Here is an 18,039-nt window from a genome sequence, read left to right as displayed (position 1 = left end):
TTACCGTCGAGGCGGAGTGGGCGGTGTTGGCGGCGTCGGCGATCGGATTACCCGCACCGACCCGCGGCAAGCCATCGCCGTCAATCGGCCGGGCAGCCGGGTTGTTTCGTCGCCGCAGGCCTCACCGACCTGATCCTGTGTCAGGCCGCGCGCCTCAGACAGGTCGGCTCCGCGAATATCGGCACGCCGCATGGAGACGTCGGTGAAATCGGCTCTGGAGAAACGCCCGTCTGACAGGCGTGCTCCATCTAAAGTCGCCGAGACGAAGCGAGCGTTGCTGAAATCGCCACCTCTCATATTGGCGGCATTCATTTCTGAGCCGCTGAAATCCGCGCCTGTGGCTGTGACATTGGCCAAGGTTGCGCCAAACAGTTCCGCACCGACGAATTTGGTGTTCATCAGGGTGGCGTTGCTGAAGTTCACGCCGTGCATTTCGCCGCCGGTCAGGTCGGCGTTGGTCATGTTCGCCCGCACAAAGGATGACCCCTGCGCCTCGGCCCCTGTCAGCACAGCGCGGGTGAAGTTGGTTGAGGTGAAGTTGGCGCCGACGATCTGGACGCCTGACAGATTGGCGCGGCTGAAATCGCTGCCCGTGAAGTTGGAGCCGACCATTTCGGCACCGCGCAGATTTGCGCCTACCAGGGTCGCATTCATGAAGCTGGCGCCGGTGAAGGCGGCCCCGGACAGGTTGCGACCGGACAGTTCGCAGCGGTTGCATGAACCGCCCAGCGACACCGAGCGGGCCACGTCACGGTCCTGAATAGTCACCGAAACTTCAGCCACCGCCGGCGAGGCGAGAAGCACGCCGCCGATGGCCAGAAGGGCGAATGCGGAGCCAGTCCGAAGATGTCGAGCGATCTGTTTCACAAGCCACTGAATGCCCCGAAACCCCCGGCGCACCTACTTAAATCGAGGTAACTTCGTTAAAACGCGGACAGGTCTCAGGCTTTCAGCAGGCGGGAATGCGCAGGCCGGCGGGCAGGATTGTGGAGCCGTCGCCGCAGGCGCGGTTCAACTGGCTCTGCGTCAGGCCGGTCGCGCGGTTCAGTTGTGCGCCGGACAGATTGGTCCCGGCCAGGGTCGCGCCCGAGAAGTTGGCACCTTGCAGATAGGCGCCCACAAAGCTGGCGTTGGTCAGGTTAGCGCCGGAGAAGTTCGAACTGGACAGAACGGCCCCATAGGCCTCGACATCACGCAGGTCGGCGTTGGAGAAGCGCGTGCGGTTCATGACGCTGAGGCTGAGGTCCGCCTGACGCAGACGCGCGCCCGACAGGTTCAGGCCGCGCACTTCCAGACCCGAGAAATCACCCTGAAACAGGTTGCAGCCTGCACAGGATGCGCCGCGCCGCACGCTGGCGATCTGGCCTGCATTCTGGGCGAGGGCGGGCGTGGCTGCCGCCAGCAGAGCGGCGGCGATCAGGCCGAGACGGATTGTATTCTTCATGGACCGGGCTCCGACGTTTGATCGTCTTCCAGCAAAGCCTAGGCCAAATCCCTTAATTTACCCCTGATCGCCGCCCTTGAGCGCAGGCGCCGCGCCGCAGGTGTCGCAGACCCAGGCTGCGCCGCGTTGCTGCAGGCTGAAATCACCGCACGAAGGGCAGGCCACGGCCTCGGTGTTGGCGGCTGTCCTGCCTTCCGGATCAGCCTTCTTGCCGAACGGCAGCACGACCAGATTGTCCGGCGCCGAGCCGCGCGCAAACCCCTTGGAGATGAAACGGGCAGCGGGAACCGCCTCGCCCTGCGGCGGGGCTTCGCCCAGACCATCGGCGTTCAGCGCTTCAGGTTCGGCATTCGCCAGTTCGCCCCGGTCCAGATAGGAGACGCCCAGTTCGCGGAAGATATAGTCCAGGATCGAGGTGGCGGACTTGATCGAGTCATTGCCCGTGACCCGCCCCGCCGGCTCGAACCGGGTGAAGACAAACGCATCCACGAACTCATCCAGCGGCACGCCGTATTGCAGGCCGATCGAGATGGCGATGGCGAAATTGTTCATCAGGCTGCGGAAGGCGGCGCCTTCCTTGTGCATGTCGATGAAGATCTCGCCCAGTTCCCCGTCTTCGTATTCGCCGGTGTGGATATAGACCTTGTGCCCGCCGACAGCGGCCTTCTGGATATAGCCCTTGCGGCGGTCGGGCAGTTTGCGGCGCGCCCGCTGACGCTCGACCACGCGCTCCACGATCCGTTCGGGCGTCGGTTGTGGCGCTGGGCGGGGGGCTTCGGCGCGAACCGGCGCGTCGAGATTGGGCAGGTCCAGCAGCGGCCCGACCGGCGGGATGGCGCGTTGCAGGCGAATGGCGCGGCGGCCTTCCATCGCCGCCTGACTGATCAACCGGGCGGCCTGGGCTGCAGTGGCGCGCCATTCGATGGTTTCAGCGGCGACATCCGGGGTGTTGCTGAGCGGGGCGATTGCGCGCCGCAACTCCGCTTCTGCATGGGCGGGATCGGCCAGCAGTGCGGCAATGGCTTGAGGGGCATCGGCCCAGCTCGCCAGATCGCCATGGCCGAAGACCCAGCGTGCGGCTTCGGCCTCTGCTTCTTCAGATATGCCCAGCAGGTTCAACAGCGGCCCTTCGCCATCCTCCATGCCCAGCACGTCACGGATGAAGCCGGAGTCCAGAACGGGCGCGGCGAAGACGGTTTCGAACCCGTCAGCCCAGGCCAGCCCCTGTTCGATCGCGGCCAGTTCAATGTCGGTGAAGCCGAGCGCGCGCAGGGCTGTGTGATCGACGCCCGGCGCTTCCGCCAGGGTGCGGCGGCCGAACAGATGACGTTCGGCCGATTCCACATCGCCGCCTTCGCGCGTGATGATCTGGGCCAGCGCCGGGTTCAGGCGCCTGCCGATCTCGCCGTCAGCGGTCTGGAAGACGTCAACAGGCTTTATGGCGCCAAGGCCTAGGCGCAGTCGGGCGGTGGCGTCGTCGACAAACAGGCCGATGGCGGCATGGCGGCGGGGCTGTGACGCGGTCCGGGCGTCTGAAACCTCGCCCTTGAGGCTGTCCCAATCGGGCGCCGCGCCGCGCACGGCGGCCAGTTCGACCGAGGTTTCCGCCGCGCTGGCGGCGACGATGGCGGCCAGAGCCTTGGTGTGCGTCGCCATGTCGGGCTCGGAGGTGGATGCTGCCAGCAGGCCTTCCAGTCCCAACGCAATCGAACGTGGCGTTGCGGTCTGCAGATCGAGCGCCACTGTCCAAAGTCGGGCCAGATGCGACAGCAGGGCGGGCGTGTCGCCTCCCAATGCTGCGACAGCGCCCAGGTTCAGCACCGCCCGCCCGATGCTCTGCCCGATCAGGGCTTCGGCGTCACGCGGATCGAATGTCAGGATCAGGCCGCCATCCAGCATGGTCTGGGCCGCCAGAAGGGCTTCCGGCGCTCCGGCCGCGATCTGGGTCCGGTCGGCAAGTGCGGCCAAGGGGGCGGTGTTCGGCGTTGCAGCCGTAAAGGCGGACGGCCGCTCGCCATCGGCGGCGCGCAGAATGTCGGCGTCGCTGGCGCCGCATCGACGTGCGGCGGCCCCGGCGCGGGCGAGGGCGGGATTCCGCGCCGGGTTGGCGCAGTCGCCATGCGGCCCCTCGCAGCGGTCCACCGCGTCGGCGACGGCGCATAGGGCGTCGGCCAAGCCTTCTGCCGCCTGCGCCCCCAGTCTGGCGCTGGTGCGGCGCGCGCGATGGTCCGCCAGTCGTGCGGGGGCGCTGGGATCGGACAGATCGATGATCTCTGTGGCGCTCGGGGCGCTGGACGCAGGCGACGCCAGCCCCAGGCGAATGGAGGCGGACAACTCCTCGGCGAACGCCTGTGCCTCGGCGGCATTGGTGAAGACGCCTTCCGACAATCCCGTCTGAACCAAAGGCGCGATCCAGGCCTCAACAGAGCCATTCAGCCAGTCGCCCGTTTCTTCGTCACCGTCAGCCCAATCCAGCCAGGCCTCGATCTGGGCGTCCGACCAGCCGGAGGGAGCGAGAACAGTCTCAATCGCTGCGGCCCGTTCGACCTCGCGCGTCTCCATCGCGACTCGGTCTGCGAGGACGGTGAGGTCGGTTTGAAAGCGCATTGGGCGAGGTCTCCCGAAAGCCTTCACTCAGATTACGGCGTGTCATAGGGTGTTGCCAATATATCTGGTGGTCTCACGTCGGGTTGCCCACAAGATATCGATTGGAGCCGCGCTGTCGGAAGTCGACCTGAACTCTGGACGAAGGGGGCGCAGGTTTCTATGATCCCTCCCAGCCGCCGGACCTCCCGCCGCGGCTGCATGACCTGGATTTCTAAGACGTGTTGAGCAAGATTTTCGGTTGGTGGGAGGGCGCCACGATCGGCACCCGTTTCACCATCGCCAAGCGTGGCCGCTATGTCGGCGCGGACGAGAACGGCAATCGCTATTACGAGAGCCGCGACAACGTCAGCTATGACGGGCGCAAGCGCCGCTGGGTCATCTATGACGGCTATGCCGAGGCCTCCAAGGTGTCTGCGGACTGGCACGGCTGGCTGCACTACACCTTCGACCTGCCGCCGACGGAAGAGCCGTTGCCGCGTCGGTCGTGGGAAAAGGATCACCTGCCGAACCTCAGCGGCACCCCGCTGGCCTGGCGTCCGCCCGGCTCGCTGGCCAATGACGCCAAGCGTCCGGCTGCGACCGGCGATTATCAAGCCTGGACGCCTGAGTGAAAACGAACCGGCTCCTGATGGGCGCGGCGGCCGTCGTCGGCGTGTTGAGCGCTGGCGCAGTGACGGCCAGCGTGCTTCAGGACGCTCCGCGCGATGCGCGCCCGGTTCAATCCGACCCCATCGGCGACATTCTCAGGAAGACCCCGGCCCAGGCGCCGACCGTTGTGCCTACAGAAACGGCGCCGTCCGGCGCGCCTGCGCCCAAAAGCCCAGTCGCTGTGACCCCACCGCCCGCCATCATCATCGCTGAAGACGAGGCGGTGGAGAAGGTGGCGGACGAGGTCGTCGCTGCACCGGTTGAAAAGGCCATCGAACAACCGGCGACGCCCGCCCGACGCCAGCGCCGCAAGTTCGCTGTCATTCAGGCCATCGACAAGACCACAGCTGAAAGCATGAAGTTCGAGGTCGAGGTCGGCGGCCGTCCCGTGCGCTTCAACCAGAACCTGATCTTCAACGTCCGCGCCTGCGAGGTTTCGACCCCGGACGAACTGACCGAAGACTCCATCGCCTATGTGGACGTGTCGGTGCAGCCGCGCGGCTCGGCCCAGGGCGCCGAACCCCGCCAGATCTTCCGTGGCTGGATGTTCGCCTCGTCGCCTGCGGTCAGCGGGCTTCAGAACGTCAACTATGACGCCTGGGTCGTGGGCTGCAAAAACTAGGCGGTCGCCAGGGCGACGGCTTCAGTGCCATTCATTTGTCCGAGCAGTGCGGCCTGATCCGGCACAACCATCAACGCGGGTTTCAGGCGTCGCAGATAGGTCGCTTGCGGTGTTTCGACGGCGCCGAACTGGCTGAGATGCTCGGTCAGGAACTGCGCGTCCAGCAGCGTCCAGCCGCCTTTGCGCAGGCGCGCGACCAGATGGACCAAAGCCACTTTTGAGGCGTCCCGTTCGCGGCTGAACATACTCTCGCCGAAGAAGGCGCCGCCTAGCGTGACGCCGTACAGGCCGCCGACCAGCCGTTCATCCTTCCAGCATTCGATGGAATGGACGTGGCCCATGGCGAACAGGGCGGCGTAGAGGCGGCGGATCGGCGCATTGATCCAGGTGTCTTCGCGATCCGGCCCCTGGGCGGCGGCGCACCCGTCCAGGACGGCTTCGAACGCGGTGTCGATCCGCACTTCGAACGGTTCGCTTCGCACGGTTCGGCGCAGGCGTGTGGGAATGTGAAAGCCGTCCAGCGGAATGACGCCGCGCTGGTCCGGCTCGATGATGAAGACGCACGGATCATCGCGCGCTTCAGCCATCGGAAACACGCCCCGGGCGTAACAGGCCAGCAGGTCCTCGGGGCCGAAGCCGCCAAAAGGCCCGCTGGCGCTGAAATCAGGGTCGGTCAGGCGTCGCCCTTCTGGCGGGCGGCCCATTTCTCCAGCCAGTGGATGTCGTAGTCGCCAGACAGAATATCCGGCTCCTGCAGCAACTTCTGGAACAGCGGAATGGTGGTGTCGACGCCGCCGATGACGATCTCGTTCAGCGAACGCTTCAGGCGCGCGATGGCCTCTTCGCGGTCGCGGCCGTGGACGATCAGCTTGCCGATCAGGCTGTCATAGTAGGGCGGGATCGAATAGCCGGCGTAGATGGCGCTATCCAGACGCACGCCCAGACCGCCGGGGGCGTGGAAGTCGGTGATCTTGCCCGGCGACGGGGTGAAGGTCTCCGGATTCTCGGCGTTGATCCGCACCTCGATGGCGTGGCCTTCGAAGCTGATGTCGTCCTGGGTGAAGGACAGGGGCAGACCGGCGGCGATGCGGACCTGTTCACGCACCAGATCGACGCCCGTAATCATTTCCGTGACCGGGTGTTCGACCTGCAGGCGGGTGTTCATCTCGATGAAGAAGAACTCGCCGTCCTCCCACAGGAACTCGATGGTGCCGACGCCGAGGTAACCGATGGCGGCGATGGCCTTGTTGACCGTCTCGCCGATCTTCTTGCGACCCTCAGCCGACAATGCGGGCGAGGGGGCCTCCTCCAGCACCTTCTGGTGGCGGCGTTGCAGCGAGCAGTCGCGTTCGCCCAGGTGGACGACATTGCCGTGGCTGTCAGCGATGACCTGGATCTCGATGTGGCGCGGCTTCTGGAGATAGCGCTCCATATAGACGGCGCCGTTGCCGAAGGCGGCCTTGGCTTCGGACTGGGCCGTCTGAACCGCCTCAACCAGATCGTCCGGCGTCATGGCGACCTTCATGCCGCGACCGCCGCCGCCAGCCGCCGCCTTGACGATCAGGGGGAAGCCGATGGCCTTGGACGCTTCAATTGCGGCCTCGACGGTCTCGACCTCGCCGTCAGAGCCGGGGACGACGGGGATGCCCGCATCCTTGACGGTCTGTTTGGCGCTGATCTTGTCGCCCATGACACGGATGTGCTCGGGCTTGGGGCCGATGAAGGTCAGGCCGTGGGCCTCGACGATCTCGGCGAAACGGGCGTTCTCGGACAGGAAGCCGTAGCCGGGGTGGATCGCCTGGGCGCCGGTGATTTCAGCCGCCGCGATGATCGAGGGGATGTTCAGATACGACTTGGCCGCCGAGGCGGGGCCGATGCAGACGCTTTCATCCGCCAGACGCACCCACATGGCGCCGCGATCGGCTTCCGAGTGCACGGCGACGGTCGAAATGCCCATCTCCTTGCACGCGCGGTGGATACGCAGCGCGATCTCGCCGCGGTTGGCGATGAGGACCTTGGTGAACATCAGGGCGCCTTAGGCTTCCAGCAGGACGAGCGGTTCGCCGAATTCGACCGGCTGAGCGTCGCCGACCAGGATTTCCGCCACGACGCCGTCGCGCGGGGCCTGGATCGGGTTCATCGTCTTCATGGCTTCGACGATCAGCAGGGTCTGGCCCTTCTTGACCTTGTCGCCTGGCTGGACGAACGCCGGAGCCTCCGGCGAGGCCTGCAGATAGGCGGTGCCGACCATCGGCGACTTCACCTCTTCACCCGCGCGGGCGACGATGGTGGCGGGGTCCGAAGGCATGGCGACCGGAGCAGCGGCGGCGGCAGGGGCTGCGACCGCAGCGGGGGCGGCGGCATACTGGACCGGAGCGGCGTTCACGGTGATCTCGCGGGCGACGCGGATGCGCAGGTCGCCGCGTTCGACTTCGACTTCCGTCAGGTCGGTTTCGTTCAGGATGTCGGCCAGCTGGCGAACCAGGGTCGCGTCGATCTCGGCGTGTTTCTTGTCATCGGCCATTGGAATTGCGCCTTGTCTTTCGTGTTCAGTGAGAACGGGTCGGCCCTCAGGCGCGTTCCCGGACCTTGGTGAGAGCCGCCTGGACGGCCAGTTCATAGCCGTGCGCGCCGAACCCGGCGATGACGCCGGTCGCCGCAGACGACACATAGGAGTGATGCCGGAAGGCTTCGCGCGCCGCCGGATTGGACAGATGCAGTTCGATCACCGGGATCGACAGCGTCTTCAGCGCATCGTGCAGCGCGACCGAGGTGTGGCTGTAGGCCGCCGGATTGATGATCAGGGCGTCCGCGCCTTCACGCGCTTCCTGAATCCAGTCGACCAGCACGCCCTCATGATTAGTCTGGCGGAAGACGATCTGCGCCTCGCCAGCCGCTTTCACGCAGCGCTGCTCGATGTCCGCGAGGGTGTCGCGGCCATAGATTTCCGGCTCCCGAACCCCGAGCAGGTTCAGATTGGGGCCGTTGAGCACATGGATGACAGGCGTTTCGGCCATGGATTCCGGAATCGGACGCTTTCGCAGCACAAGAGGGGCCTTTTAGCCGAGGCTGGCCGTGGGTCAAACGGTCTAGCAGCAGGAACCTTACCCGACGTAAGGCGGATGGCGCAGATTTCGCACGGATTTGATCAATCGTCCGCTTTCGGGACGCTCGTCGAGGAGCGCGAAGTATGCGCGAAGACGTCAAATTGATCGTTCGTTCCGTTATGGCGGCAGGCGCGGCCGTCGCCGTCGTGATCTGCGCCTATCTGTTCGAGGTCGGCTGACCGGCTGGCGAAACGCGTCGCTTGGTCCTATGTCCCCGCTGACGTTGACTATCGTCGGGAGATACGCCGTGCACCAGATCCAATTGAATGGCGAACTGCGCCAGGTCCAGTCCGCCACCATCCTGGCGCTGGTCGAGGAACTGTCGCTGGACCCGCGCAAGGTGGCGGTCGAGCGCAATCTGGAAATCGTGCCCAAGTCCCTTCATGCGACAACGACGGTGGCCGAGGGGGACCGGATCGAACTGGTCCAGTTTGTCGGCGGCGGCTGATTTCATCAAATCCCGCAACCGCGCTTTGCTTCGCGCGCCTGGGGGACTAGGTCAGACCCATGACCGATACAGCCACTGAAACCTGGTCCGTCGCGGGCCGCACCTTCACCTCGCGCCTTATCGTGGGCACCGGCAAATACGCTGACTACGCCCAGAACGCCGCCGCCGCCGAAGCTGCGGGCGCCGAGATGGTGACCGTCGCCATGCGCCGCGTGAACCTGTCAGACCCGACCCAGCCGATGCTGGTCGATTTTGTGAAGCCGGATCAGTACACCTACCTGCCCAATACGGCAGGCTGTTTCACCGGCGAGGACGCCGTGCGGACCCTGCGTCTGGCGCGAGAGGCAGGCGACTGGAACCTGGTCAAGCTGGAAGTGCTGTCGGACCCGAACCTGCTGTATCCCGACATGGAAGAAACCCTGCGCTCGCTGAAGCTGCTGGTCGCGGACGGGTTCGACGTGATGGTCTATTGCACCGATGACCCCGTCTATTGCCGCAAGCTAGAGGACGCAGGTGCTGCGGCCATCATGCCTCTGGCGGCGCCGATCGGCTCGGGCCTAGGCCTGCTCAACCCTGTGAACATCAAGCTGATCGTTGACCAGACCAAGGTGCCCGTGGTGGTTGACGCTGGTCTGGGCACGGCGTCGGATGCGACGCTGGCGATGGAGTTGGGCTGCGACGCCGTTCTGATGAACACCGCCATCGCCGGAGCGAAAGACCCGATCCGCATGGCCCGCGCGATGAAGCACGCGGTCCTCGCAGGCCGCGATTCCTATCTGGCGGGCCGGATGCCCAAGCGGGTGTATGGCGACCCGTCGTCACCCACGACGGGATTGATCTGACGCGCTCTTCCTGCCTTTGCGGGAGAAGGCGGATCGTGAAGCGAGACGGATTAGGGGGCGGTCAAGGCATGACCGCCGCCTAATTACGTTTCAGAGAAGGAAGAAATCAGCGTTTCGCCGCTTCGATCATCTTGCCGACTTCGGCGGGGTCGATGCTGGGGCTGGCCTTGCCGTTGACCAGGAAGGTCGGAGTGCCTTGCAGGCGCAGGGCGGCCGCCGTCGTGTGGATGTCGGCGATGTGGCGGGTCGTCTCGGGTGAGGCGACGGCAGCCTTGGCGCGCGTCATGTCGACGCCGTGCTCGGCCAGGATGCGGTCGATGGCCTCGATGCTCAGCGCCCGCTCGGTCATCAGGGCGTCATAGACCTCCAGATATTTGCCCTGCTGGTGCGCGGCCAGGGCGGCGCGGGCGGCGTACTGCGAGGTCACGTCCTCGCCCCGGTCCAGGATCGGCCAGTCCTTGAAGACGAAGCGAACCTCGGGGTGGGCGGCCATCAGGGCGCGGTAGTCGTGGGCCACGGCCTTGCAGCCGGGGCAGCGGAAGTCGAAGAATTCGATCACCGTCACCTTGGCGTCCGCCGGGCCGAAGCTGGGGTCGCGCGGATCGGGCTTCAGCAGGGCGGCGTTGGCGGCGGCGGCCTGGTTGGTTTCGTCCACGCGGGCCTGTTCGCCCTTTTCCTGCAGCGCCTGGCTGGCTTCCTGAAGGACTTCGGGGTGTTTCAGCAGATAGGCGCGCACATTCTCGCCGCCGCCGGTGAAATAGGGCGCGGCGGCCAGGCCCAGCGCCACGACCGACACGCCGAGGGCCAGATAGCCGGCGCGCGCGCCAGTCAGCCAGTTCGATGCGGGGGCGGCTTTGGTTTCGGGCGCGGGGGCGTCGTCGGTCATGAAGGCTCGTCAGTCGTCGGAGGAAGGGGGATCAGTTCAAGGTGGCCGGACGGCGCAGGGCGTCGCGCCGGTCCAGATCCTGAATGTCGGCGGGCGTGGCGCCTGAAGCCAGGACGATGTCCATGGCGCGGCGCCATTCGATAGAGGTCGGCTGCAGCATGCTGCGGGCGCGCAGGGCGAACTGCACGGCTTCCTTTTCGGCGCCGGCAGCGAAATAGAGTTCCGCCGAGGCCAGGCGCGCTTCGCCTTCCATCCCCTTGGACGCATAGGCCTGGGACAGCAGGCGCCAGGCCATGGTGTTGTCCTTCTCGGCGACGGTGGCGTGTTTCAGTTGGCTGATGGCCTCGTCCAGATTGGCGGGGTCGTTGGTTTCGATCAGAGCGTGGGCCAGGTTGACGCGCAGCAGAGGGGCGTCGGGGGCCAGGCGCACAGCCTCGCGATGGGCCACGACGGCCTCGACCGGGCGGCCTTCCTCAAACAGGACCTGACCCTTCAGTTCCTGGAAATAGGGATTGGTTTCGTCGCCTGCGATCAGTTCATCCACCGCCGTCAGGGCGCGGTCGGTCTGGCCGTCGCGATACCAGGCGATGGCGCGTGCATAACGGCCGGGCAGGGAGGTGTCTGTCGACGGGTAAGACCGCAGGGTCTGGTTCGGCGGATCCATGAAGGCATGGATCTTGGCCAGGATCAGGGCGTGCTGGGCCATGCGTTCGGAGCTGTCGCGGTGGCTGTAGTGCGGCTGCTCCTGCACGAAGCGGCGCATGGATTCGATCCGTTGCGATGACAGGGGGTGGCTGCGGAAATAGGGGTAGCGGCGTGCGTCGGAGAAGACTTCTTGCGAGCGGAAATTCTCGAAGAAGGACACAAGGCCTGCGCCGGTTTCTCCGGCCCTCTCCAGCGCGCGGGCGCCGGTCAGGTCGGCTTCGCCCTCCTGGCTCTGCATGTAGTGCAGGGCGCCCAGGGTTCCGAAATACTGGCTGGAGCCCAGCAGGGCCACGCCCGCGTCCGGCGCGCCTGCGGCGATGGCCAGCGCGCCCAGGGCCATGGTCATGAACATGGGCTGCTTGCCCGCGTTCTGGGCGCCGTCGCGCAGGGTGTGGCGGTTTTTGATATGGCCCGCTTCGTGGGCCATCACGCCCAGCAGTTCGCTGGGGTTCTTGGTGCGCAGGATCAGGCCGGTGTTGACGCCCATGATCCGTCCGCGGGTCGCAAAGGCGTTCAGGTCGTTGTCGTTGACCAGCAGGACTTCGATGTCGGAGGGGTTCAGCCCCATGGCCACGAAGACAGGATCAGCCCAGCCGCGAATGATTCCCTCGATCTCGGTGTCGCGGATCATGCTCTGGGCAGAGGCCTGGCCAGCGGCGACAAGGACCATCAGGCCCGTTGCCGCCGCCGCCAGAAGACGGGTTGCTGATCGAGGAAGCCACGTCATGGCGCACTCCGGTAACGATCGACCCCCGTCTGCATTCTGACAGTCTAATCGTGACCGATCAGCGGCGCCACCACCCACGCTTGGGCTTTTCGGGAGGTGCGACGATCTGGTTCGGATCTTCGGCGATGATGGCCTGGACATCGACTTCGGGCTGAGGCGCGACGACGGGTTCGTTGACGACCACGGCTTCGACAGACGCCAGATCGACGAAAGCGGGCTGGGGTTCGTGGACAGCCTGCGCCAGCGCCTGTTCGACGGCGAAGGCTGTCTGGGGCGTGACGTCCAGCTGGACCGGCGTGCCTTCGACCGGCGCCTCGTTCGTCTCGATCGCGGTGTCGGGATGCGGTTCGACGTGGGGCTCTGCAGCCGTTTCCGGCTCGGCCTTGGCTTCGACCTCGGCGGCGACCTGGGCCGCGGCTTCGGCGCTGGCCGACTTGCGGCGCACGCGGCGGCGTTGCGGCTCAGGCGCGATGGCGGGCGTATCGACCTCAACCGTGTCTTCGGTCGGCGCGATCATGACGGCCATCGGCGTGTCGGGCGACCCGTCCGGGGCCATGCCTTCGTTGGTGGCGCGGTTCTCGACCTTCTGCTCGTGCGCTGTGTCTCCGCCGCGGCCACGCCCGCGACGACGACGACGACGCGAACGACCGCCTTCTTCGCTCGAACCTTCCGAGGCGACAGCATCCAGTCCTTCGACTTCCGCTTCGGCAGCGACAGGACGTTCAGCACGTTCCTGGCGCGGCTCGGGGCGGCCCGGGTTCAGCGGGTCGAACCAGACATAGGGATCGTCCAGCGACGGCGTGCGGCCGCGCACCCAGGTGTAGACGTCGCGCTCGCCGTCCTCACGGACGCGGCGACCGCCTCGACGGCCACGACGACGGCGGCGGCCGTTCTCGTCTTCCTCGTCGTCAGAGGCGTCTTCGACGGTCAGGGCTTCCGGTGCGTCGGTGGCTTCTTCATCGCGACGACCGCCACGGCGGCGGCGATTGCGGCCACGACCACGACCACGGGATTCAGCGCGCTCGGCGCGTTCGCGGGGTTCGTCGTCGTCGCTGTCCTCGCGCTCCAGCGAGTCTTCATCCTCATCGTCATCGTCGCTGATGACTTCGTCGTCGTCGTCGTCCTCATCCTCGTCTTCGTAGAGCGAGGCGTCGAAGTCGTCGTTCAGGTTGGGCAGTTCGATCTCGGGCGCGACGAAGTCCTCGTTCGTCTCGGTCCGTTCGATGTTGTGCTCGCCCTGACCCAGGCTGTCGTCGATCTGGACGATGACGTTAAGGCCGCGACGCTCCAGCAGGTCCTGCAGATAGGCGCGCTTGTGGTTCAGGATATAGAGGCCGACGGCGGTGCAGACCTTAAGCACCACGACGCCTGCGCCATTCTTGCCGGCCTCGATGTCGACGGCGCGCAGGGTCATCAGGGCGGCGGATTCCGCCGAACGGATTCGGCCCGAACCCTGGCAGTGCGGGCAGGCCTCGGTCGCGCCCTCGATCACGCCCAGGCGGCGGCGCTGGCGGCTGATCTCCATCAGGCCGAAGGGCGAGATGCGGCCCATCTGGATGCGGGCGCGGTCGGCGGCCAGGGCCTCCTTTAGCACGCGCTCAACGGTGCGGTTGTTCTTGCCCTCATCCATGTCGATGAAGTCGATGACGACCAGACCCGCAAGGTCGCGCAGACGCAGCTGGCGCGCGGCCTCGACGGCGGCTTCCATATTGGTCTTGAACGCCGTCTGCTCGACGTTGCGTTCCTTGGTCGCGCGGCCCGAGTTGACGTCGATGGCCACCAGGGCCTCGGTCTGGTTGATGACCAGATAGCCGCCCGACTTCAATGGTACGACCGGCTGGTGAATCTGTGTCAGCAGCTCTTCAATGCCGTTGGCGGCGAAGAGGGGCCGCGAGCCGCGATACAGGTGAACCTTCTTGGCCTGGGCGGGCATAAGCACGCGCATGAAGTCGCGCGCCTCCTTGAAGCCCTCGACGCCCTCGACCTGAATGCCGTCGAAGTCTTTGTCGAACATGTCGCGCACGGCGCGGCGGACGAGGTTTTCCTCCTCGTAGATCATCGACGGGGCGTTGGAGGCGAGCGTCGTCTCGCGGATCGTCTCCCACAGCCGCAGCAGATATTGATAGTCGCGCTTGATCTCGGCCTTGGTGCGCTTGGCGCCCGCCGTGCGGATGATCAGGCCCATGCCCTGCGGCACTTCCAGGGCGGCGACGGCGCTCTTCAGGCGACGGCGGTCGGAGGTGTTGGTGATCTTGCGCGAAATGCCGCCGCCCTTGCCGGTGTTCGGCATCAGGACGCAGTAGCGGCCCGCCAGCGACAGCCAGGTGGTCAGGGCCGCGCCCTTGGCGCCGCGCTCGTCCTTGACGACCTGCACCAGCAGGATCTGGCGACGCTTGATGACGTCCTGGATCTTGTAGCGACGCATCAGGCGGCGCTTCAGACGCTCCTCATCCGCCAGGGCGGATTCAGGATCGACATCGTCGCCCGTGGAATCGCGGTCCAGATCGTCGTCGTCCTCATCGTCGTGCGCTTCGGCCATGATGGCTTCGCGGTCGGCGACAGGGATCTGGTAATAGTCGGGGTGGATTTCGTTGAAGGCCAGGAAACCGTGGCGATTGCCGCCGTACTCGACGAAGGCGGCCTGAAGGCTGGGCTCTACGCGGGTGACCTTGGCGAGATAGATGTTGCCGCGAAGTTGGCGCTTCGCACGGGATTCGAAATCGAATTCCTCAATCTGCCGTCCATCCACGATGGCGACCCGGGTCTCCTCCGGATGCGCCGCATCGATCAGCATTGTCTTTGACATTGAAAGTCTCTCTCTGGCGCGCGCAGGCCCGCCCTCCCAGGAAACTGGGCAGGGTCGTGGCGGCTCGCCGAACGGGGAAAGGGGCCAGGGCGTGCAACATCCCCTCGCGAAGTGCGAGTGCGGCAATTTGCTGCCGACGAGGTGTGCAAGCGGGTTGGCCCATGAGGTTATGTTCATCCGGGGTTCAAGCGCTCCGTTCAAAGGAGCGTCTCGAACCCTTTCGTCAGATCGACGGCTAGGCCGGACGATCATCGGAATGAGTTGAAAGTCAGCGCTGCGGGGAGTGCGCGTCTAAAGTCGCACTGGACGATGACGCGATCGATCGCAACTTTCACACAATAGGCGCCATTCAAAGGAAATGCAAAACGATTGAGGCCTTTGGATATGTGGAGAGGGTTCGCGCTGAGGGTGTTGATGCACTGCATTGGGGTGTATCAATGTGCAGCGTGATTATGCTTGGAGATCGGCATGTTTGGTGATGATGCGGGCGATGTCCGGGTGAGAGAGTTGCTGGGCGGCGCCCTTGAGGGGCGGCTGCCGCCGGTTGAAATTTCTCGTGTCTGTAAGATGTGTGGCGATGCTGCTGATTATTTTTTCAGCGTAGATTTTTCAAAAAACTCATGTGGCATTGCTGCTGGACAATATGGCGTGGCTGTTAATCATTACAGATGTGTCGTGTGCGAGCATATATTCACTGACTTTTGTGATGATTGGTCTCATGAAGATTTCGCACGAAACATTTATAACAATCATTATGCTGTTTATGATCCCGAGTATGACGGAACTCGGTCAAGATTTATTTCGAGTATAATATTCAATCGAGCGGGTGATTTAATTCCACATTTGTCGATGCTTGATTTTGGTTCCGGCCGAGGCGTTCTTGAGCAGGAAATGAATATTTATGGCATTCGGGATATTGCTAGCTATGATCCCTATGCTGGCGGTGAAATGCCGGATAGAAAATTTGACATTGTATCAGCATACGAGGTCCTTGAGCATAGTCCGGACCCTAGGGGTACAATTAATCTGATGTCATCAGCGATGTCAGAAGGTGGTGTTATGTTCTTCAGTCAAGAATATATACCAGATAATATTGCAGAGATAAGAGATAGTTGGAAATATTTTGGACCGAGAAATGGTCATATTTCATTTTTCTCTGCAAATACGATAGACGTGTTTTGTCGAAAAAATAATTTTCAATACAGAATATGTGATTGGGGTTTCTTCATTTGGCGTAATCATCTTTCCTCTATAGCCAAGAGGTATGTAGAAAGGTTTCAGGTTCTCGCCGTTCCTTTGGTTCTGGATCATCTGCCCCTTATGAAGGGGGCGAGTGGTTGGCACGGGCTGGAAGAAGCGGATGACAGATATTTTCGCTGGAGCGCCAAGGAAAAGGTCCCTCTCGGTTTTCAAGAGCTTCCAGCAAAACGTACTCGCATATCGTTTCCTGTTCTGATGGCGATCAGCGAGGAGCACTGGGAGGGGGTGTCTCTTCAAGTCGGAGAGAAGCTGTTCCCCATGGTCAGGGTCGAGAACCGTCTTGAGGGGTGGGTCGAGTGTGAATCTCCGGGTCGTGAATTCATGTGGCTGATCACGCGCCCGCCCCTGCGTCCCTGTGAGGTTGGTATGGGCGCTGATGCTCGTCCGTTGGCGCTTGCGGTGTTTGTCGGAGATGAGGCGGATTGGACGGTCGGATAGGCGGGGGCTATGAGGCGATCTGCGCTCATGAATATCCGGTTGTTATGTCCTTCTGGTTTTTGGCCGAGCACCGAAGAACGCCGAATATTTTAGTGTTCGCCTTAACCCCCTGAATACGAGAGCCGGGCGATAAGGCGGCTCAGTAAACGGTGTAGTGGGTTCGTCGTCGGGATGAGCGGTCGCTTTTTGTCAGACATTGCGCGTTGGCGCACGAAGGAATGGGCGATGACCGCTCTGGCCTTCGTGGTCATGTGCACGGTCGTCCTGTTCGCCACGCGCGGTCTTGCGTGGGGCTCAAGCGGGGAGGTGCTGGGCATAAGGTTCGGCGCCGACGGCGACCGCACGCGCGTTGTAATCGACCTTGAAAAGTCGGCGCAGGGCCGTGTCATCGACGCGGGCGCAGACGGCCGCGTCACTGTGGCGCTGTCGGGTGTCGCCACCGGCCGGGGGCTGGATGGCGGCGGTTCGGGCCTGGTTCGGTCATTCCGTGTCGACGCCAACGGCGGCGGCTCGCGCGTCCAACTTGAGCTGGCGCGCGGCAGCGAGATCGAGCGGCGTTTCCTGTTGCCGCCGGGCGATGGCGTGCCTCATTTCCGTTATGTCATCGACCTCAAGGCGACCGGCGCCGCGATCACGCCGGCGCGTACGGCGCCGCGTGCGACGGAACCTCGCCGCGCAGAAAAGCCTCTGATCGTGATCGACGCCGGCCACGGCGGACGCGACCCTGGGGCCGCGGGCGCCAATGTGCGCGAAAAGACCATCACCCTGGCCGCCGCCCTGGCTTTGAAGGCCGAGTTGGAGCGGACCGGCAAGTACCGCGTGCACATGACGCGTTCTGACGACAGCTATGTCGACCTGAACCGCCGCGTCACCATCGCGCGTCAGGCCAACGCCGACCTGTTCATATCTCTGCACGCCGATGCGGGGTCGGACCCGGCGATCCGCGGCGCCAGCGTCTATACCCTGTCCGAGCAGGGCGCGGGCCGTGCGGTGCGTGAGTTCACGCGCGGCGACAACTGGCACCGCGATCTGCACCTGCCGGGCCGCGATCCGTCAGTGGACCGCATCCTGCTGGACATGACCCAGCGTGCGACCCAGAATCGCTCGGCCCAGTTCGCCCGGGTTCTGCTGACGCATCTGGAGGCCACCGACCGCCCGCTGCTGCGTCGCAGCCATCGCGACGCCGGTCTGGCCGTCCTGCTGGCGCCAGACGTGCCTGCGGTTCTGCTGGAGATGGGCTTCATCACCAATGCCGAGGACGAGCGCGCCCTGAGCGACGAACGTGTTCGCCGCCGCATGATGAAGGCCGTCGCTGACGGCATCGACCGCTACTTCAGTCAGCCGCAGGCGCCCCTGATGATGGCGTCCAGCGGCGGCGCGATGGGCCAGCCCTGAAACTCAGGGCCTAGGCTCAGGACTCATAGCCAGAAGAGGACGGTTGCAGCGAGAGCTATGGCGGAGAGGAAGACGGTCGGGCATCGATCATAGCGCGTGGCGAC

The 18,039-nt window shown here is 64.4% G+C and carries 16 protein-coding genes and 1 pseudogene; 6 read left to right on the top strand and 11 right to left on the bottom strand.

The window, feature by feature from the left end:
• The 3 genes from JKF87_RS13445 to JKF87_RS13435 form a co-directional block, all read right to left on the bottom strand.
• Complete coding sequence (locus JKF87_RS13445; protein WP_307418054.1) at window positions 1–867, bottom strand: pentapeptide repeat-containing protein; 867 nt, start codon at window positions 865–867, stop codon at window positions 1–3.
• 82 nt (window positions 868–949) lie between these two features.
• Window positions 950–1,444 carry a pentapeptide repeat-containing protein gene (locus JKF87_RS13440; RefSeq protein ID WP_201100410.1) on the bottom strand — a complete coding sequence of 165 codons (495 nt, stop codon included), beginning with the start codon at window positions 1,442–1,444 and terminating at the stop codon, window positions 950–952.
• Window positions 1,445–1,501: 57 nt separating this feature from the next.
• Window positions 1,502–4,051, bottom strand: a complete 2,550-nt coding sequence (locus JKF87_RS13435) for a TSCPD domain-containing protein (RefSeq protein WP_201100409.1) — start codon at window positions 4,049–4,051, stop codon at window positions 1,502–1,504.
• A 218-nt stretch (window positions 4,052–4,269) separates the two neighbouring features.
• On the opposite strand from JKF87_RS13435, the gene JKF87_RS13430 reads away from it, so the two are divergent.
• The gene (locus JKF87_RS13430; protein ID WP_201100408.1) at window positions 4,270–4,662 is read left to right on the top strand and encodes an NADH:ubiquinone oxidoreductase subunit NDUFA12; all 393 of its coding nucleotides are present in this window, start codon (window positions 4,270–4,272) and stop codon (window positions 4,660–4,662) included.
• Window positions 4,659–5,321, top strand: coding sequence for a DUF2155 domain-containing protein (locus JKF87_RS13425; RefSeq protein ID WP_201100407.1), 663 nt, complete (start codon window positions 4,659–4,661; stop codon window positions 5,319–5,321). The genes JKF87_RS13430 and JKF87_RS13425 overlap by 4 nt, the downstream gene beginning before the upstream one ends.
• On the opposite strand, the gene aat is transcribed toward JKF87_RS13425, so the two are convergent.
• From aat to aroQ, 4 genes are read right to left on the bottom strand one after another with little or no spacing between them, the layout of a single operon-like run.
• Entirely contained in the window at window positions 5,318–6,025 is a 708-nt protein-coding gene (gene aat / locus JKF87_RS13420) for a leucyl/phenylalanyl-tRNA--protein transferase (protein ID WP_201100406.1), read from the bottom strand. The two genes, JKF87_RS13425 and aat, sit on opposite strands and share 4 nt — an antisense overlap.
• On the bottom strand, window positions 5,995–7,347 hold the full coding sequence (accC, locus tag JKF87_RS13415) for an acetyl-CoA carboxylase biotin carboxylase subunit (RefSeq protein ID WP_201100405.1): 1,353 nt from the start codon (window positions 7,345–7,347) through the stop codon (window positions 5,995–5,997). The genes aat and accC overlap by 31 nt, the downstream gene beginning before the upstream one ends.
• Before the next feature lie 9 nt (window positions 7,348–7,356).
• Window positions 7,357–7,845: an acetyl-CoA carboxylase biotin carboxyl carrier protein gene (gene accB / locus JKF87_RS13410; protein ID WP_201100404.1), complete on the bottom strand. Its 489-nt coding sequence runs from the start codon at window positions 7,843–7,845 to the stop codon at window positions 7,357–7,359.
• A 46-nt stretch (window positions 7,846–7,891) separates the two neighbouring features.
• Window positions 7,892–8,338 carry a type II 3-dehydroquinate dehydratase gene (aroQ, locus tag JKF87_RS13405; RefSeq protein ID WP_201100403.1) on the bottom strand — a complete coding sequence of 149 codons (447 nt, stop codon included), beginning with the start codon at window positions 8,336–8,338 and terminating at the stop codon, window positions 7,892–7,894.
• Between the two features lie 298 nt (window positions 8,339–8,636).
• Here aroQ and thiS point away from each other — a divergent pair, with 298 nt between their 5' ends.
• Both thiS and JKF87_RS13395 read left to right on the top strand, forming a co-directional pair.
• Window positions 8,637–8,876, top strand: coding sequence for a sulfur carrier protein ThiS (gene thiS / locus JKF87_RS13400; protein WP_201100402.1), 240 nt, complete (start codon window positions 8,637–8,639; stop codon window positions 8,874–8,876).
• A gap of 59 nt (window positions 8,877–8,935) precedes the next feature.
• Window positions 8,936–9,718, top strand: a complete 783-nt coding sequence (locus JKF87_RS13395) for a thiazole synthase (protein ID WP_201100401.1) — start codon at window positions 8,936–8,938, stop codon at window positions 9,716–9,718.
• Window positions 9,719–9,824: 106 nt separating this feature from the next.
• Here JKF87_RS13395 and JKF87_RS13390 read toward each other — a convergent pair whose 3' ends face one another.
• Genes JKF87_RS13390 through JKF87_RS13380 form a run of 3 tightly spaced genes read right to left on the bottom strand, consistent with a single transcriptional unit; the run spans window position 9,825 to window position 14,842 of the window.
• The gene (locus tag JKF87_RS13390) at window positions 9,825–10,604 is read right to left on the bottom strand and encodes a DsbA family protein (RefSeq protein ID WP_201100400.1); all 780 of its coding nucleotides are present in this window, start codon (window positions 10,602–10,604) and stop codon (window positions 9,825–9,827) included.
• A 31-nt stretch (window positions 10,605–10,635) separates the two neighbouring features.
• A complete protein-coding gene (locus JKF87_RS13385) occupies window positions 10,636–12,036 on the bottom strand; it encodes a M48 family metalloprotease (RefSeq protein WP_201100399.1) in 1,401 nt (466 codons plus the stop codon).
• A 58-nt stretch (window positions 12,037–12,094) separates the two neighbouring features.
• On the bottom strand, window positions 12,095–14,842 hold the full coding sequence (locus JKF87_RS13380) for an Rne/Rng family ribonuclease (protein WP_201100398.1): 2,748 nt from the start codon (window positions 14,840–14,842) through the stop codon (window positions 12,095–12,097).
• 468 nt (window positions 14,843–15,310) lie between these two features.
• Here JKF87_RS13380 and JKF87_RS13375 point away from each other — a divergent pair, with 468 nt between their 5' ends.
• On the top strand, window positions 15,311–16,540 hold the full coding sequence (locus tag JKF87_RS13375) for a class I SAM-dependent methyltransferase (RefSeq protein WP_201100397.1): 1,230 nt from the start codon (window positions 15,311–15,313) through the stop codon (window positions 16,538–16,540).
• 225 nt (window positions 16,541–16,765) lie between these two features.
• Window positions 16,766–17,935 (top strand): N-acetylmuramoyl-L-alanine amidase family protein, encoded by a 1,170-nt coding sequence (locus JKF87_RS13370; RefSeq protein ID WP_201100396.1) that lies wholly within the window; start codon window positions 16,766–16,768, stop codon window positions 17,933–17,935.
• A gap of 23 nt (window positions 17,936–17,958) precedes the next feature.
• Here the strand turns inward: JKF87_RS13370 and JKF87_RS13365 are convergent.
• A pseudogene (locus tag JKF87_RS13365) lies at window positions 17,959–18,039 on the bottom strand (IS5/IS1182 family transposase); the annotation flags it as partial.

Origin of the sequence: Brevundimonas nasdae, from assembly GCF_016654005.1 — a bacterium.
GTDB classification, from domain to species: Bacteria; Pseudomonadota; Alphaproteobacteria; order Caulobacterales; family Caulobacteraceae; genus Brevundimonas; species Brevundimonas nasdae.
Note: the sequence above shows the minus strand (reverse complement) of the source record. Positions and strands in the feature narration are given on the sequence as shown.

Bases quoted from the DNA above. Each gene is read 5' to 3' on its own strand.
- JKF87_RS13375 (WP_201100397.1), top strand. From the start codon at position 15,311: ATGTTTGGTGATGATGCGGGCGATGTCCGGGTGAGAGAGTTGCTGGGC.
- JKF87_RS13380 (WP_201100398.1), bottom strand. From the start codon at position 14,842: ATGTCAAAGACAATGCTGATCGATGCGGCGCATCCGGAGGAGACCCGG.
- JKF87_RS13435 (WP_201100409.1), bottom strand. From the start codon at position 4,051: ATGCGCTTTCAAACCGACCTCACCGTCCTCGCAGACCGAGTCGCGATG.
- thiS (WP_201100402.1), top strand. From the start codon at position 8,637: ATGTCCCCGCTGACGTTGACTATCGTCGGGAGATACGCCGTGCACCAG.
- JKF87_RS13370 (WP_201100396.1), top strand. From the start codon at position 16,766: ATGACCGCTCTGGCCTTCGTGGTCATGTGCACGGTCGTCCTGTTCGCC.
- accC (WP_201100405.1), bottom strand. From the start codon at position 7,347: ATGTTCACCAAGGTCCTCATCGCCAACCGCGGCGAGATCGCGCTGCGT.
- JKF87_RS13385 (WP_201100399.1), bottom strand. From the start codon at position 12,036: ATGACGTGGCTTCCTCGATCAGCAACCCGTCTTCTGGCGGCGGCGGCA.
- JKF87_RS13390 (WP_201100400.1), bottom strand. From the start codon at position 10,604: ATGACCGACGACGCCCCCGCGCCCGAAACCAAAGCCGCCCCCGCATCG.
- accB (WP_201100404.1), bottom strand. From the start codon at position 7,845: ATGGCCGATGACAAGAAACACGCCGAGATCGACGCGACCCTGGTTCGC.
- aroQ (WP_201100403.1), bottom strand. From the start codon at position 8,338: ATGGCCGAAACGCCTGTCATCCATGTGCTCAACGGCCCCAATCTGAAC.
- JKF87_RS13395 (WP_201100401.1), top strand. From the start codon at position 8,936: ATGACCGATACAGCCACTGAAACCTGGTCCGTCGCGGGCCGCACCTTC.
- JKF87_RS13440 (WP_201100410.1), bottom strand. From the start codon at position 1,444: ATGAAGAATACAATCCGTCTCGGCCTGATCGCCGCCGCTCTGCTGGCG.
- aat (WP_201100406.1), bottom strand. From the start codon at position 6,025: ATGGGCCGCCCGCCAGAAGGGCGACGCCTGACCGACCCTGATTTCAGC.